Annotated in this window: 15 protein-coding genes; 11 read left to right on the top strand and 4 right to left on the bottom strand. The window is 61.3% G+C overall.

Annotated elements, in window-relative coordinates:
- Positions 1-14 precede the first annotated feature (14 nt).
- Positions 15-2,333, top strand: coding sequence for a glycoside hydrolase family 15 protein (locus tag ACX3OZ_RS11720; RefSeq protein WP_459097238.1), 2,319 nt, complete (start codon positions 15-17; stop codon positions 2,331-2,333).
- 438 nt (positions 2,334-2,771) lie between these two features.
- Here ACX3OZ_RS11720 and ACX3OZ_RS11715 read toward each other — a convergent pair whose 3' ends face one another.
- On the bottom strand, positions 2,772-3,305 hold the full coding sequence (locus ACX3OZ_RS11715; RefSeq protein ID WP_459104565.1) for an IS3 family transposase: 534 nt from the start codon (positions 3,303-3,305) through the stop codon (positions 2,772-2,774).
- 213 nt (positions 3,306-3,518) lie between these two features.
- Here ACX3OZ_RS11715 and ACX3OZ_RS11710 point away from each other — a divergent pair, with 213 nt between their 5' ends.
- From ACX3OZ_RS11710 to qatD, 6 genes are all read left to right on the top strand, one after another.
- The gene (locus ACX3OZ_RS11710; RefSeq protein WP_459104564.1) at positions 3,519-3,653 is read left to right on the top strand and encodes a hypothetical protein; all 135 of its coding nucleotides are present in this window, start codon (positions 3,519-3,521) and stop codon (positions 3,651-3,653) included.
- A 135-nt stretch (positions 3,654-3,788) separates the two neighbouring features.
- Positions 3,789-4,841: an AAA family ATPase gene (locus ACX3OZ_RS11705; protein ID WP_459104563.1), complete on the top strand. Its 1,053-nt coding sequence runs from the start codon at positions 3,789-3,791 to the stop codon at positions 4,839-4,841.
- Between the two features lie 32 nt (positions 4,842-4,873).
- On the top strand, positions 4,874-6,268 hold the full coding sequence (locus ACX3OZ_RS11700; RefSeq protein WP_459104562.1) for a DUF6035 family protein: 1,395 nt from the start codon (positions 4,874-4,876) through the stop codon (positions 6,266-6,268).
- A 996-nt stretch (positions 6,269-7,264) separates the two neighbouring features.
- Entirely contained in the window at positions 7,265-8,224 is a 960-nt protein-coding gene (locus ACX3OZ_RS11695) for a DUF1403 family protein (RefSeq protein ID WP_459104561.1), read from the top strand.
- Between the two features lie 11 nt (positions 8,225-8,235).
- Positions 8,236-8,907, top strand: a complete 672-nt coding sequence (gene scpB, locus ACX3OZ_RS11690; protein WP_459104560.1) for an SMC-Scp complex subunit ScpB — start codon at positions 8,236-8,238, stop codon at positions 8,905-8,907.
- A gap of 73 nt (positions 8,908-8,980) precedes the next feature.
- Complete coding sequence (gene qatD, locus ACX3OZ_RS11685) at positions 8,981-9,550, top strand: Qat anti-phage system TatD family nuclease QatD (RefSeq protein WP_459104634.1); 570 nt, start codon at positions 8,981-8,983, stop codon at positions 9,548-9,550.
- 127 nt (positions 9,551-9,677) lie between these two features.
- Here qatD and ACX3OZ_RS11680 read toward each other — a convergent pair whose 3' ends face one another.
- The gene (locus ACX3OZ_RS11680; protein WP_459104559.1) at positions 9,678-9,965 is read right to left on the bottom strand and encodes a DUF2934 domain-containing protein; all 288 of its coding nucleotides are present in this window, start codon (positions 9,963-9,965) and stop codon (positions 9,678-9,680) included.
- A 171-nt stretch (positions 9,966-10,136) separates the two neighbouring features.
- Between ACX3OZ_RS11680 and ACX3OZ_RS11675 the strand changes: the two genes are divergently transcribed.
- From ACX3OZ_RS11675 to ACX3OZ_RS11660, 4 genes are all read left to right on the top strand, one after another.
- A complete protein-coding gene (locus ACX3OZ_RS11675; protein ID WP_459104558.1) occupies positions 10,137-10,478 on the top strand; it encodes a transposase in 342 nt (113 codons plus the stop codon).
- A gap of 19 nt (positions 10,479-10,497) precedes the next feature.
- A complete protein-coding gene (gene tnpB / locus ACX3OZ_RS11670) occupies positions 10,498-10,821 on the top strand; it encodes an IS66 family insertion sequence element accessory protein TnpB (RefSeq protein WP_459104557.1) in 324 nt (107 codons plus the stop codon).
- Between the two features lie 125 nt (positions 10,822-10,946).
- The gene (locus tag ACX3OZ_RS11665; protein WP_459104556.1) at positions 10,947-11,078 is read left to right on the top strand and encodes a hypothetical protein; all 132 of its coding nucleotides are present in this window, start codon (positions 10,947-10,949) and stop codon (positions 11,076-11,078) included.
- Positions 11,079-11,477: 399 nt separating this feature from the next.
- Positions 11,478-11,732 (top strand): hypothetical protein, encoded by a 255-nt coding sequence (locus ACX3OZ_RS11660; protein ID WP_459104555.1) that lies wholly within the window; start codon positions 11,478-11,480, stop codon positions 11,730-11,732.
- A gap of 89 nt (positions 11,733-11,821) precedes the next feature.
- Here ACX3OZ_RS11660 and ACX3OZ_RS11655 read toward each other — a convergent pair whose 3' ends face one another.
- Complete coding sequence (locus ACX3OZ_RS11655; protein ID WP_459104554.1) at positions 11,822-12,046, bottom strand: hypothetical protein; 225 nt, start codon at positions 12,044-12,046, stop codon at positions 11,822-11,824.
- 1,522 nt (positions 12,047-13,568) lie between these two features.
- The gene (locus ACX3OZ_RS11650; RefSeq protein ID WP_459104553.1) at positions 13,569-13,793 is read right to left on the bottom strand and encodes a hypothetical protein; all 225 of its coding nucleotides are present in this window, start codon (positions 13,791-13,793) and stop codon (positions 13,569-13,571) included.
- Positions 13,794-14,261 lie beyond the last annotated feature (468 nt).

The following is a 14,261-nucleotide window of genomic DNA, read 5'->3' as shown; positions in this document are numbered from 1 at the left end:
CACAAGGACAGGCAATGAGCGAGGAGGCGCCGGGAAAACCCGGCATTGATCCGACCTGGTGCTCCAGCGCCAAGGATATGGTCAGCACCGCGCTGGGCTCCAGCCGGCTCTGGGCCACGTTCGGCTATGGCATCGTCAACGAGGTCTATTGGCCCTCGACCGGCCAGCCGCAGATTCGCGATCTGGGCTTTATCATCGCCGGGCCGAACGGCTGGACCGAGGTGAAGCGGGCGCGGCACTACACGATCACCACCCCGCGCGGCTCGGTGCCCTTGCCGCAATTTGTGCATGAGGGGGACGGCTATCGGCTGGAGCTGGAATGCCTGACCCATCCGCTGCGCGATACGCTGTTGATCCGTTACCGGCTCGATGGCGAGGCGCTCAGGCTTTACGTGCTGCTGTCGCCGCATCTGGATGGCGACCGGCATGGCAATAGTGCCTGGGCCGCCGCCGATCTCAGCGCCCAGAATGGCGGTGTCGCCCTCTGCCTGCGCAGCGATGCCGGGTTTTCCCGGAGCAGCGCCGGCTATGTCGGCTTTTCCGATGGCTGGCAGGATTTTTCCAAAAATGGCGCCATGACCTGGACCTATCCGCTGGCGGGCGATGGCAATGTGGCGCTGCTGGGCGAGCTGGCAGCCAATAGCGGCACTTTGGCACTGAGCTTTGCCGAAACCCTGGATGGCGCGCGCACGCTGGCGCGGTCGAGCCTCGCCGATGATTATGACGAGACGCGCCGGATTTTCACCGACCAGTGGGAGGATTGGAGCAAGACGCTCGACATCCCCTATAGCTCAGCCGAGCTGAAGCATGCGGCGGAACTGTCGGCGGCGGTGCTCAAAATGCATGAGGACCGCACCTATGCTGGGGCGGTGGTGGCCAGCCTCAGCGTGCCCTGGGGCAGCAGCCATGACGATCTGGGGGGCTATCATCTGGTGTGGACGCGTGACGCGGTGGAGGCAGCCTTCGCCCTCATCGCTATCGGTCAGATTGTCGACGCCTCGCGCATCCTGGCCTATCTGATCGGCACCCAGTCCGAAGACGGCAGCTGGCTGCAGAATTATTTTCCCGATGGCCGCGGCTACTGGACCGGCAGCCAGCTCGATGAGGTGGCGTTGCCGGTGTTGCTGGCGGCCAAGCTGCGGGCCGTGGGGCGGCTGACCACCGCGCGCCCTGTGGAAACCATGATCGAAAACGCCATCGGCTTTATCGTGCGCAACGGGCCGATGAGCGATCAGGATCGCTGGGAGGAAAATGCCGGCGCCAGCCCGTTCACCCTCAGCGTGGTCATTTGTGCGCTGGTCGCCGCCGCCGATCTGCTGGGCGCTGCCGAGCGCGCCTATGTGCTGGGGCTGGCCGATTGCTGGAATGAGCGCATCGAGGGCTGGACCTATGTCAGCGATGGGCCGCTCGCCGCCGAACACGGCATTGCCGGCCATTATGTGCGACTGGGACCGCGTGCGTCCGAGGGCGGGATGCGCGGCAAGATCGATGTGCGCAACGTCGCCCAGGGCAGTATTGCCGCCAGCGAACTGGTTGGCCTCGAATTCCTCTATCTGGTGCGTGCCGGCCTGCGCGCACCCGACGACAAGCGCATTCTCGATACGCTCAAACTGGTCGAGACGGTGCTGCGCCGCGAGACCCCGAGCGGGCCCTCCTATTATCGCTACAATGGCGATGGCTATGGCGAGCATGCCGATGGCACCCCGTTCGATGGCACGGGCATTGGCCGACTGTGGCCGCTGCTCACCGGCGAGCGCGGCCATTATGCCGTGGTGGCGGGCGAGGATGCCAAGCCCTATCTCGGCGCCATGGCGCGGATGTGCGGGCCGGGTGGGCTGATCCCCGAGCAGATTTGGGACAGCGATCCGATCTCCAGCGCCGGCCTGCAACCGGGCCGCCCTTCGGGCAGTGCCATGCCGCTGGTATGGGCGCATGCCGAGTTCATCAAGCTATTGGCCGCGCAGGCCAATGGCCGGCCAGTCGAGCTGTTGGACGTGGTCGAAAGCCGCTATGGCGCGCGCATTCCGGCTGCGGCGCGCTGGCATTGGCGCGAGGCCAGCCCGTTCCGCGCCATGCCAAGCGGTCGGGCGCTGCTGATCGAGTGCGCTGCGCCCTTTACCCTGACATTTGGTTTCGATGCCGCGCCGCTTGACGTCACGCAAGCCTCCTGCGCCACCGCCTTTGGCCTGCATGGGGTTGAGCTGACAGCCGAGACCATCGGCGATCATGAAGTGCTGAACTTCGCGATTTCCACCAGCCCCGATGCTGCCCAGGGACCAACCCATCAGATCCGGTTTGATGGCGCCAAGGAGGCCATTCAAGCGGGTATTTAGTCGCGATTTTGGGGATTGGAGCGGGTGAAGGGAATCGATTCTTATATTAATTAGTAATTAATTCATATGCTTAGGTTGATTTTGGAGCGACCTTGTATCTCGATTTGTAGCCCGTTTTGTATCGCACATTTACGACCTGCTATTGCTACTGTGTAGGTCTCAAGGCTTGAACAATTTACCCAGTTTCTTGATGATGCATAGGGTCGCCTCGCAAACCCCAGTTGTGAACCGGCCGTAGGTATTTGGCGCCGACCGGCGCATGGGGCGCTACTTGGAGGTGAACAGCTAAAATACTTGGCGGACTGCCAGCGCCAACTGTGGAGTAGGCCCCTCGGATCGGACACAATCAGGTTGTTTTCCATGACCATGAGGCGGGCGTGTTGATCCTCGAAATGCATGGGGCTGAGATAGCCCGGAGCTGAATGGAGCCTTCAGCAGTTATAGATCATCGTTGATGAAGCGGGAAGGTATTCTGCGACGTCGGCAAATGTCTCGAACGCCATCGGATACACACCCTCGACCTTCAGCGTCTTCACGAAGCCTTCCGCCTTGGCATTGTTGTACGGGTTTCCGCGCCGTCCCATTGAACCGACAAGGCCATTGGCAGCGAGAAATTGCCGATAGGCACCGGCCGCATATTGCGACCCGCGGACGTCCTTCCGTCGTCGCTATGAAGCGGCGGCGGATCTTGGGCAGAAGATCGTGTTGGCGAATCAGCCGGCGGATCTTCTTGTGGTTGACGATCAGGCTTTGCTGACTAAGGGCGGCCCGAACACGACGCCAGCCGTAATGTTCAAACTCATCACAGATGGCGACCAGGGGCCCACTCCACTGCAGGGTCAAGTTTGGATCAGCATTCACAGCCTTGCCAAAATAAAGCTCGGCAGCTGTCTGTTGCAGCATTCGAGATATGTCGAAGCGAGCGGAATTACCAAGCGCCACAAGGACTGTTAACGCGTCGCCGCCGGTCATCTGAGAGCCTTCGAACGGAAACAGCACTCAGCATGCCGACGAACTGTTAACCATTCCTAACAAGACGTGATGACACCGCCCTGCAGATGAGGCAGAATTCTCGCAGGATTCCGCCCGGAATCTTGGTTGTCTGATAAGACGGCCGACGGCTCGGCGCCAACCGAACCATCGGCCTGACCAGACAGCCTGACCTGCGCAAACAGGAGTGGCCGCATGGCTATGCTCATCTATCGCGGTGATTGGATTCGCCGCAACTCCCCCACCGACATTTTCCGCCGTCACGGGCGCTATGGGTTCCGCGTCGCAGCATCGTCCTGCGACGAGGTTCGGGCCCGCCGCCAGGGCTAGCGCCCTTTCCGTCGATCGCTCTGCTGACTGCGTCGGGCCTGCCGCCCGTGTGAGTTCGGCCGCGCCATCGTCCCCGTGAACCCGCTTGCTGGCACGCCTGCGTGCTCCAGTAAGCATGCGCTGGATTCCACCAAAATGTCGAAATCTGACAAAAAACCTGACGCTGAGGCTGATCTCGACCTCACGCCGTCCTGGGTCGCCGCCCTGGATACGGCGGCTGAGGCCCCGTTGAGCGATGCCGAGCTCGACGCCATCGACCGCACCACCATTGGTCGCCCGCGCATGGCGTGGGGCTCGGACGCCGTGTTTGTGCGGCTCAGCCCGGTGCCTGATCTTGCGGCCTACCCGATCAGGCGCAGCGGCGAGCGCGCTACCGGCTATGCCGCCTTTGATACCGTCAAGGCACTGAGCGAGCCTCTCACCTTGCGGGGGCCCGCTTCAGCCCACGCCATCGACGAACTCGCGGCCAAAGTATTTGAGCGCGCACCGAACTTTGCCGTGCCACTGCAGACGCTCCGGCTCAGCGCCCAGTCGATGTTACGGCGGGGCGCGCGCTACTTCCAGTTCAAGCCGATCCTCATCGAGAGCCCACCCGGCATTGGCAAGACCAGCTGGGCCATGCGGCTCGCTGACGCCAGCGGCCTGCCGGCGCTCTATCTCGACGCCACTGCCATGACCACAACGGGCCCGATCGTCAGCAGTGACAGTGTCTGGAGCAGCTCCCGCGCCTCCGAGGTGGTGCAGGTCCTGGCCCGCGAACAGGTGGCCAATCCCATCATCATTCTCGATGAGATAGACAAGCTGGAAAATTTGTCGAGCCATGCGCGACCCGATGCGACCGAGATCATGCTGCCATTGCTCGAGCGGCGCACGGCGGCGGCACATGTCGATCACTTCCTGCAATCGCGGGTCGATCTCAGCTTCATCAACTGGATCCTGCTCTGCAACGACCTCAACCGCATCGCCAAGCCGGTGCGGGATCGTTGCATCGTGATCCGGATGGCGGCGCCCGATGTCGATGAGATTGCTGAGATCGCCCGCCGCGAAGTTGCTCGGCGCGGGCTGGCGCCAGAGCTGATCCCGCCACTCGTTCGCGCCGTGCGCAGCGGCCGCCTGAGCAGTCTGCGCAAGCTCCACAAAGCCCTCGATGCCGCGGCTGCTGCTGCGGCGCGCCCCCTCCTCAACTGAAAATTGCCAAAATCGCAAAAAAGGAAGCTTCCATGATTCAACTCCCCAATCCCCGCGCCATTCAGGCCATCATTGACGCCACGCTGCCCGCCGGGCAGCAACTGCGCCATGCCCAGGCCATTCTCGACCCGCTATCGGCCGTCGACCTGGCCGAATTGCGCGCCGAGGTCCGCCAGGCCCATGTGGCGGGTCAGCCGCGCTTCCGCTGCGCCGGCTGCGGCGGGGCGCTGTTTGTGGCGCAGAACCCGGCCGGACCCGGCGTACCCTCGGATGGGCGCGGGGCGCACTTCAAACATTATGCCACTCTGGACGCGCCACCTTGTGAGCAGCGCAGCGCGGCCAATCTGCGCGACATTGGCGCGGTCAAGTTTGCCGGTCTGACCGAGGGCGCCAATCATGCTGAGCTCAAGCGCTCCTTGGCGCTGTGCCTGTCGCAGGATCCCGACATCACCGACATCCAGATCGAGCGGCAGATCCGCGCCACAGACGGCAGCTGGCGCCAGCCCGATGTCTCCGCCGTCATCCGCGACACGCTGGTGGCATTCGATCTGCAACTGGCCGGCGCCTCGCTGGTGTCGATCCTGCAGCGCGGCCAGTTCTATGCCCCCAACGGCGTCTGCCACGTCTGGCTGACCGATGCCGCGGATCTGGCCCGACTGAGCCAGCTGGCGTTCCGCGATCTGCATCTGACCATGGGCGGTCGCATCTTTGCTATCGACACTGAGGTGGTGGCGGCCTGCGTCCAGCACGCCAGGTTCCAGCTGAAAGAACTCAGCATTGCCCCGCGGCTGGCCCCACCTTTGCCAATCCACAATGTGTGGGAGGTGGCCCTGGTCGAGGCGGATGTGATCGTGATGGATCAACTGGCGCGCAAGCGTGAAGGTGAAACCCGCTACCGTAAAGCCCTGTCGGCCCAAGCCAACGAGCACTTTGGCCCCGAGCGTACGCTCATCCGCCAGGCCGCGGCCCAGCGCAAAAATCTGGGCTGGGTGGCGCCGCAATGGGCCAGAATCGCAACACAGATCAAGGGTTGTGGCGTGGAAATTGCCAAACTTGACCATGTCAGCGAGGTGCTGGCCTGGCTGCATACGGTCGAGGTCTATGTCACCAGTGCCGACCCAACGCTGCGCCCGGTGGCCCTTGAGGCGTTGCAAGCGGCGACCGAGCGGTTGCTGACGATGCGCAACGCCAAAGACTGGGCGCCGCTGCTCGACACGACCGGCAAAATCCTGCCGATGCTGACGCAGGCGTTCTCGGCTGACAACCGGGCCCGACTGACCAAGCTGCTCACCACCACCGAGCGCGTGGTGCCGGTGCTCCGGGTCCATGCCGGCATGTTGGCGGTGCTCTACCCCTGGCTAGCGTTCCGGTTGATCGTGCGGGCGCCAAAGTTTGCTCCGCCCCTGCGTGTCCAGAGCGCGCCTTAAGCAAGTGAAGCGCCCCGGGACCCTTGAGGTCCCGGGGCGCTGGCGTCAGTTTACTCCGCTCGCCGACGTGGCTCGGGGTAAGCCGCCACCAAGGCCGCCAGAGGCGGCCTGTTCGGGGACTGTAAGAAAGATGAAGAAAAGAGAAGAAAGGTTCCCGGACTGAAGGACAGTAAGGGGCGCTCAACAAGGCGGTCTTTGCCTGCGCCGGGCAATCGAGCACACAGGTTGACGCCGAGGCAGGCCGCCTATCCTTGCCCCCACCAGCTCCATCGGAGCTGGCTTACGCCGCAAGGCGACAGCGGCCTGCTTCGGAGTCAAAGCGACCTCCAGGGTCCCATGGCAAATGCGCGCGCAGCGCAGTGGAGGCATCTAAACCCCACGGCCCCAGCACTAGCGGGGTCGGGTCGACCGGAACGGCATTTACCATGGGATGAGGGTGCTGGACCTTGGGCGGTTTGTCATCAACGATACACTCATAACGTGGGGCGGAGTGCGAGGGTGAATATCTTTCCCAAGCGTCCAAAGTCCCGGTTAAGAGGCGCATCCAGACAGGGTGGCGACTGGGGCCATTGGAAGAAACATCAGATCAACCCATCACCATTGTAATATCGGAGCGGGACGCCACAACCGAACTGCCGTTTCGTGCGACTTCCAGCTCCATGGTGTTGGTTCCTACGGTTGCTCAGGAGCTATCTTCGGCGCCGGGGTTGGCTGCTGCCTTTGCACGAGGTTTTTGAGACCGGCGAGTTTGAAAGTCGATGTCTAGGGCCAGCATCAAGTATGGCCAGCACCAAGTGCAGCAGGGGCAGATTGGCGTAACGATCCCGGCTGGTGCCACACTGTAGTCCAAACGGCTCATGTTCGCCGCCGATCACCCCATTTTTGATCTAAACAGCTAATAATTGAACATTATCGGAAGTGAAATGATGGCGACAGGTGGGGCGGATAAATGCGTTCTTTATGGCATTAAGCGCCGCTATGACGTAACCTGTTGGCATGAAAACGCGCGCTGATTTGCCCACTGCTGACCCGCCGCTGGTGCCAAAAGTGCCGGTCTGGGCCCGACCGCGTGGGCTGGTGTTGCACGACGCTGAAGCGGCGTATTTGGCCGGGGCCGCGTTGAATGCGTTGGATAATTTGGTACGCCAAGAGCCAGTATGGGCCGGGGTCTGGCGGCAGCGGCTGGCCCTGAAGAGTGCTGCCGCGGCGGTGCATTTGACCGGCCGGCGCGAGGACGAATCTGCGCTGCGCGATAGCCACTATCTGCGCGGCACCGGCGATGATCCCGGCCCCTCAGGCCACCTGTTGTTGGCCTGGCGCAAATTGGCCAGTCGGACCACAAGCTGCGATGCGGAAGTTGTGCGCCCGGTCGCCGAACAGCAGTTTGGTCTGCACTGGGATGACGCTCTCGCCGAGGTGATGGCCAATGCGAAGGACCTGCTGCTGTCATCACGACCGGCGCCGGTGCTGGCGGCCGAGCTCGCCAGTGCCGTCTATCGGGCCCGGCCGGATGCCGAATTGTTGGCGTTCTGGCTCGCCGATGCGCTTTTGGCACAAAAGCTGCGCTGGCCCATCCCGGTGCCACTGTTGATGGGGCAGGGGACGTCATCGGTGTTCAAAGCCGGCGACAACCGCCGGCGCATCCGGCCGGGCGGGGAAGGCTGGAGTCGAACAGTGCTTTTGGCCTACGCGACCGCGGCCGCAGAAGCCTGCGATCTCGGCGCCGATGTTTTGGCGCCGCGCGCGGCAACACTAGCGGCGGTTGCGCCGAAGCTGCGGGCCAAGGGGGCCGGCGACGTGGTGAAGCTGCTGCTGTCCGATGATGCCGTGCCGGGGTCATGGTCCAGCCCAAAGTTGTCGGCGCGCGGGGCCCGGCGGTTGTTCAACCGGCTGGGGGAGCTGGGCGCGGTGCGCGAGGTTTCGGGTCGACCAACGTTTCGGCTGTACGGGTTGTGAGGGCAAAAGTAATGGTCCGGCGCAAGCGGGCAGAGGCCGAACCGGTAAGTTTCGATCCCGAGCTGGCCGAGATGCCGGCGGCGCTGCGTTGGCGCGAATGGATGAACCGCATCGAGGCGGTGTTGTTCGCGGCGCCGCAACCGGTGCAGCATGAGGCCCTGGCGCGCGTCGTCGGCCGCAGCGCCAGCATTGAGTTGCTGATCGAAGACATCCGGGAAGGGCTGCGCGGCAAACCCTATGAGGTCGTCAACGTCGCCGGGGGCTGGGCGTTTCGGACCCGGGTCGCCTATGCCGAGGCGATCGCGGCATCCGCGGCCGTGTCGGTGAAACCAATCGAGCTGAGCCAGAACGAGGCCATGGTGCTGGTGTCGATTGCTTATCACCAGCCGGTCACCCGGGCCGTTGTGTCCGAAATCCTGGGACGCGAAGTGTCGCGTGACGTCATCGGGGCGCTGCGGGATAAGCACATGATCACCGCTGGGCCGCGCAGTCCGACGGCCGGGGCGCCGTTCACCTATGTGACGACCAAGGGGTTCTTGGAGCATTTCGGTCTCGACACGCTCAGCGACTTGCCCGACATCGAAGCGCTTGAAGATGCCGGTCTTATCGGCAGCAATGATGTGCCAGACGGCAGTCCCACGTCCTCTCTCACGGTTCCCGGAGCTTTTGACTTCGACGTGTGAGGGACGAAGACTAGGTCTCGATGGATGGTGCGCGTTCTAGAGCGTTCATCGCGAGTTCCGTCATCGTGCTGGCCTGGGATTGCACCCGCATCTCGTAGAAGAACGCCATAGTGAGATGCCTCTCTTTGAGGGGCTGCTGGGTGAGACCCGTTATGTGGGAGAGGTGGGACTTGACGCGGGCCCGCGCTTCTTCAAGACCATGCCGAGGCAGACCACCATTTTCCGCCGCGTTTTGGCTCTGTGCGCGGAACACGGTCACAAGGTGCTCTCCGTGCATAGTGTCCGTACGGCGAGCCAAGTCTTGTATCATGTCGAGGAACTCCTTCCTCAAGACAGGGGCAAAGTCGTGCTGCACTGGTTCAGCGGCACCCCGAAGGAGGCCAAGCGCGCCGCCGAGCTTGGCTGCTACTTCTCCATAAACCAAGCAATGCTGGAGAGGGACCGAAGCCGAAATCTTGTTGGGACGCTGCCGCCCAGTCAATTGCTAACCGAGACGGACGGGCCGTTTATTGAGGGTGAGAACGGCGCTATCGGCCCAGGCGACGTGACGCTGGCGGTTGAGCGCTTGTCTTCCCTTCTTGAGCTGAGTTACTCCGACACACAGCGTCTTATAGTGCAGAATTTCGCAAATCTGGTGTCTTAGTTCAGAAAGTGCTACTGGCGACGACACGGGCGTGAAGCGTAGTTGAAGCCAGCGCGAATGCCGAGATATGATAACGCCGATCACAACCGATAGTTGCGGGCGCCCGCGCCTGCGTCATCAGGGCGTACTACTCACTTTTTGCCTCTGACGTCGGTTGCTCATGAACGCTTCCGGCCCCGCTGACCTTTCGGCCTAAATCATCAATGTTGTCGTCTAGCTGGCGGCCTGGCTGAGAATTTTGTGCCAAGAGCTTATCGGACTGACGCTGAAAGAGGCACTTTTCTAAGGCTTGAAACCAATATTCCTGCTCTCTTCCTTCCGGCCGGCCATCGTTTTCCCAAAGGAAATATGCCATGTCCCGAACCGAATGCTCGAATTCGGGATTTGCCCATGGGTCATTTGAATCCTGGTTCATCTAATCATCCTCACGCCTCAACACGTCTAGTTGCTAAATGCCTAGCCAGCGGGCAAGTTCCGCGTGCGTTGATGAAGCCGGCTTACGCTGTGCGGCCACCAAGAGATGCGATGGGCACTTTGAGATCGGAACTGAAGGCGTTTCTCGACCGGGGCCGTCAGGAGCTTCCAGTTGCTGGAGGTCGTGCCGAGCCGGATGGAGAGCAGCCCGGCGGTGGGGCGGCGCCACTGGCCGGACGAGACCAAGGCGCGGATCGTTGAAGAAGCTCTGGCCCCGGACGTGAACGTCTCGGCGGTAGCGCGGCGCTATGGGATGTCGCCGTCGCAGTTGTTCGGCTGGCGGCGCAAAACCATTGCCAAGGGCCAGGTTGAACTGCGTGAGACGCCTGACGAAGACGCTGGTACCTCGGGCGGGATCATCGAGATCGGCATCGCGGGTGCCACTGTCCGTGTCGGCCCCATGGTGAGCGAGGATCACCTGCGCCGCGTCCTTCGCGCCGTCCGCTCGGCATGATCCCCTCGGGTGTGAAACGGTGTTCCTGGCCAGTCATCCGGTGGATTTTCGGAAGGGGCCCGATGGCTTGGTCGGCCTGGTTCGGGATGCGGGCGCCGATCCGTTCAACGGCTCGCTGTACGTGTTCCGCGCCAAACGGGCAGATCGGATCAAGATCGTTTGGTGGGATGGCACTGGGCTGTGCCTTTACGCCAAGCGGTTGGAGAAAGCGGCGTTCTGCTGGCCGCGGGTCGGACATAGCCGGGTGCAGCTGAGCCCTGCCCAACTCCTGGCGCTGGTCGAGGGCATGGACTGGAAGCGAGTGCGGGTGGCACCAGCGAGCCGGCCGCAATCGGCTGGATAAAAGCCTGCGGCAGACTGACTCACTGGCGCAAAAACTGAGGCGATCCGGGGTGTTTTGTGCCATTGTAAAGGCATGGCCCGGCCGACCTGCAGCAGCTTCCCGACGACATCGACGCCCTTAAGGCGATGATCGCTGCCGCCCATGCCGAGATCGCCGAACTCAAGGTTATCAACGCCACGTCCGACGAGCGGATAGCGCAGCTGACCTCGATCATCGCCATGCTGCAGCGGGCTCAAGGGGCCGTACCAGGAAAGTAGAACCCTTAGAACGGCGACTGCGCGTAGTCCGTCAACATCGGGGCGATAGGCAGGCTTTGTGCTCGTTGTTGTTGAATGGCACGACTGGCTACAGTCGATCAACGCCCCACCCGCTTCGGCGGGTTTTTCTTTGTCCACCACCATAGGGAGGCCATCATGGGCAACTTGTGGGCGATTGCGCAGCCCTACGACCCTCTCTGCCATCAGAACCATTCCTAGACAGATCGCAGGACTGCGCGCTGTACCGTAGCGCGGCCAAGTAGACCACACAGTTAATCAGCCGTTAATCCTTACAGCCGGCTTTGGACGATCTCTGGCGCTACGGGGCAGCCTAGGGAACGAACTGCCCTTCGACCCGGTTTATCCTCCAGCTATGATCGCGCTGGAGGCTGGACGGAAATGACCGATACCAGTAAAATCTATTCCCACACTGACGTTGAAAAGTTGAAGATCGTCGTCAACGCGCTGTATCTCTCGCAAGCGTTTCTCCTTGATCGAATAGAACAGGCCGAGGGCAAAACCGCTGCAATCGATGCTCGCAATGAGCTTATCGAAGGTCTCACATACGGCAACATCGATATGGGTATTATGGAAGATCGGAGAGTATTCGATTTTGTGCTGGCCGTAGCAGAGGCATTACCGATCCCACGTTGATCCTGCGACGGTTCGAATCTGCTCAATGTAGCCCGCTTAGGCGGGTTTTTCTTTGTCTACCAAGATAGGAGGCCGTCACGGCAGAGGCCTCACTCGATATCTGGTTTGTCTCGGGCCTCGTCTGAAGGTATAAGGTGCAGGATCGGCTCGTCTGGCGGCGGGAGATGCGCCAGCTCGATTGCGATGTCGACCGCTTCATCGATCAGGGCGAGCAGTGGCGCCGCGCCGGGTTCGTGCAACAGCACTGCCATGGCCTGCTCGAGATGGTCTCTGGCCTGCACATACAACGGGTGGGGCAGGGTGGTTTGCTTCATCGGTCACGCTCCAAGGCCCCCTACATGCGTTGTGCCCCGCATAGGTTTCTCGGCGGCGAAAGCTCGCCGGACAATTTGATTGAACTTGAGGTACTCGAAACGAGAAGCCTGCCCCGCGTGGGAACGAGGCAGGCTTCGGGAAGACGGCTGCGCGAACTCGATACGTGGCGCGCCCATCAAGGCTGCCATCACTAGGTGAATGACCGATTAATTCACCAACATCACAACGTCACCATAGGGAGGTCATCAACGAGCAACTGACGACTGGTGAGTCCGTCTGTCCTACCCGGTCGGCTTGACCAGCGCGTAGCCATCCGCGATGATTCCGATCTCGACTTCAGCAGTGCTGGCACCGAGTAATCTGTCCCCAATCACGTCATAAGGCTGGGCAGCGCATATCCGTTGCTACCGGCCTCAGCCTCGATAATCGGCCCCGCTGTTACAAAACAACCTATCGGCCAGCGTCGTTATGGCCAGATGACGCCAGCTCAGATGCTGCAGTTGCTGCGGGATTACCCCGCTGCCGGAGCTTTGCGGGATCAGTAGCAATTGCCGCTGCTGGCGATCTTCATGCTGCGCAATGAAGCCTGTAGCTGCATTTAGGCAGCCTGCTTGGGCGGTCGGGTTTGGTCGGACCCGGTTGTTTTCGGTCTGTCAGTACTGGAAGGGCGATAATGAGAGCTGAATTTTTCTTCCCAGGGGTCGAAGGGCTTTGCAGCTGGTTCATCTACCGCGTCGTCGGGTGGCTTGGCTTGGTCGGTCACTGCATTACGAACCAATAGGCCACGACGCAAATCGCTATTGCGATTAGCCCAAACTCAAGTCGATGAAGCACACGCATAATAATCCCCCAAGCGCTTCGCTAATAAAGCCCCCTGCAGTCATATACATCCCCATGTGGGGGATGTGGCAATCACAACATCAACAGGAGGCCATCACCGACCATTCGGTTTTGGCAAGAGCATCAACTGGCTGACTCTCGACAAGACTGCATGCTCCTTGCAGGCGCTCGCTGAGGCCGATGAGGTGATGGTCAGCGAGCCATGGGCACTACGAAGATGTGCCTCGAACTGTACGCAGCCGCGCTGGCTTTCGCGCGCAGAGACAATTTGGATGCCCGACATTCAATTTACCTCCCTCTTGGCCTCACTAAGCCACGGCGGCGCATTGTTCTCAATCAACCCATCGTCAGCAGGAGGGGTGGAGCCGGCGGAGACAACCTCTCAACGCTCGGCCCCTGGTAGAGCGCACCGCTTGGGACAAGTGCACTGTTACCTTTCTTAGGATGGCGGCCATGCCGGGTGATTGGCAGTGGGCCTTTGGTCGCATGAGATGAGGGAGCGACCTGGGAAATCCCTCCGCCAAGGTCGCTCCCCTGCGCAGAGGAGCCGTCCCTGCGCTCCCTGCCAACGGCCTGCATCCGTCTTAGTTCGTTCCTAGGTCAGTTCGCAGGACTGCGCACGGCACCGTAGCTTGTTCGGAGCGGTCACAAGGTTAGCAGACACTGAATAGTCACAGCTGTTCACTCATCATTTGGCTCGTCTCGACCTTCGTCGGAAGGGAGTAGGCGCAGGATCGCCCCGTCTGTCGGCGGTAGATGGGCTAGCTCGATTGCGATGTCGACCGCTTCATCAAGGAGGGCGAGCAACGGTGCTGCATCGGGTTCGTGCGACAGAACTGCCATGGCCTGTTCGAGATGGTCTCTGGCCTGCACGTAGAGTGGGTGGGGCAAGTAGCGGATTTGCAATGGTCATTCTCCACGAGCCCCAGATGCACCTGTGCGCCTCAACGGTTTGTCGAAGGCGAAAAGCCGGCTAGACAATTTGATTGAAATTGACGCTCGCCATACGAAAAACCTGCCCCGCGTGACCACTGCCTGCGGTGCCACAAAGGCCGAAAATGCCAAATGTGAGCTGGGCCGTGTCTCGAGATCCTGATCCAAGCAGATTGCGCAGTCTCAGGACCCTCACTGTCATCAGAACCACAGCCGGATGCCTGAAGGTTTATGGGGCCGCGCACGCACCCTTTGAAAACGCCTGCCGCCATCTATTCGATCAGCCGATCATGAACGGTGGGCGCATTTGCAATTGGCGCCCACCTATAATGCCGTGGATCTTTGACAGCGGAGTAGTCAAGCTAGAAAGCGGTTTCAGCCGTCAGAAGGGCCCTCTCCAACCGAGTTGCTTCGAACATAGACGTTGTAAAAAACGTGGCC

This window comes from Devosia sp. A369 (assembly GCF_054489345.1).
Note: the sequence above shows the minus strand (reverse complement) of the source record. Positions and strands in the feature narration are given on the sequence as shown.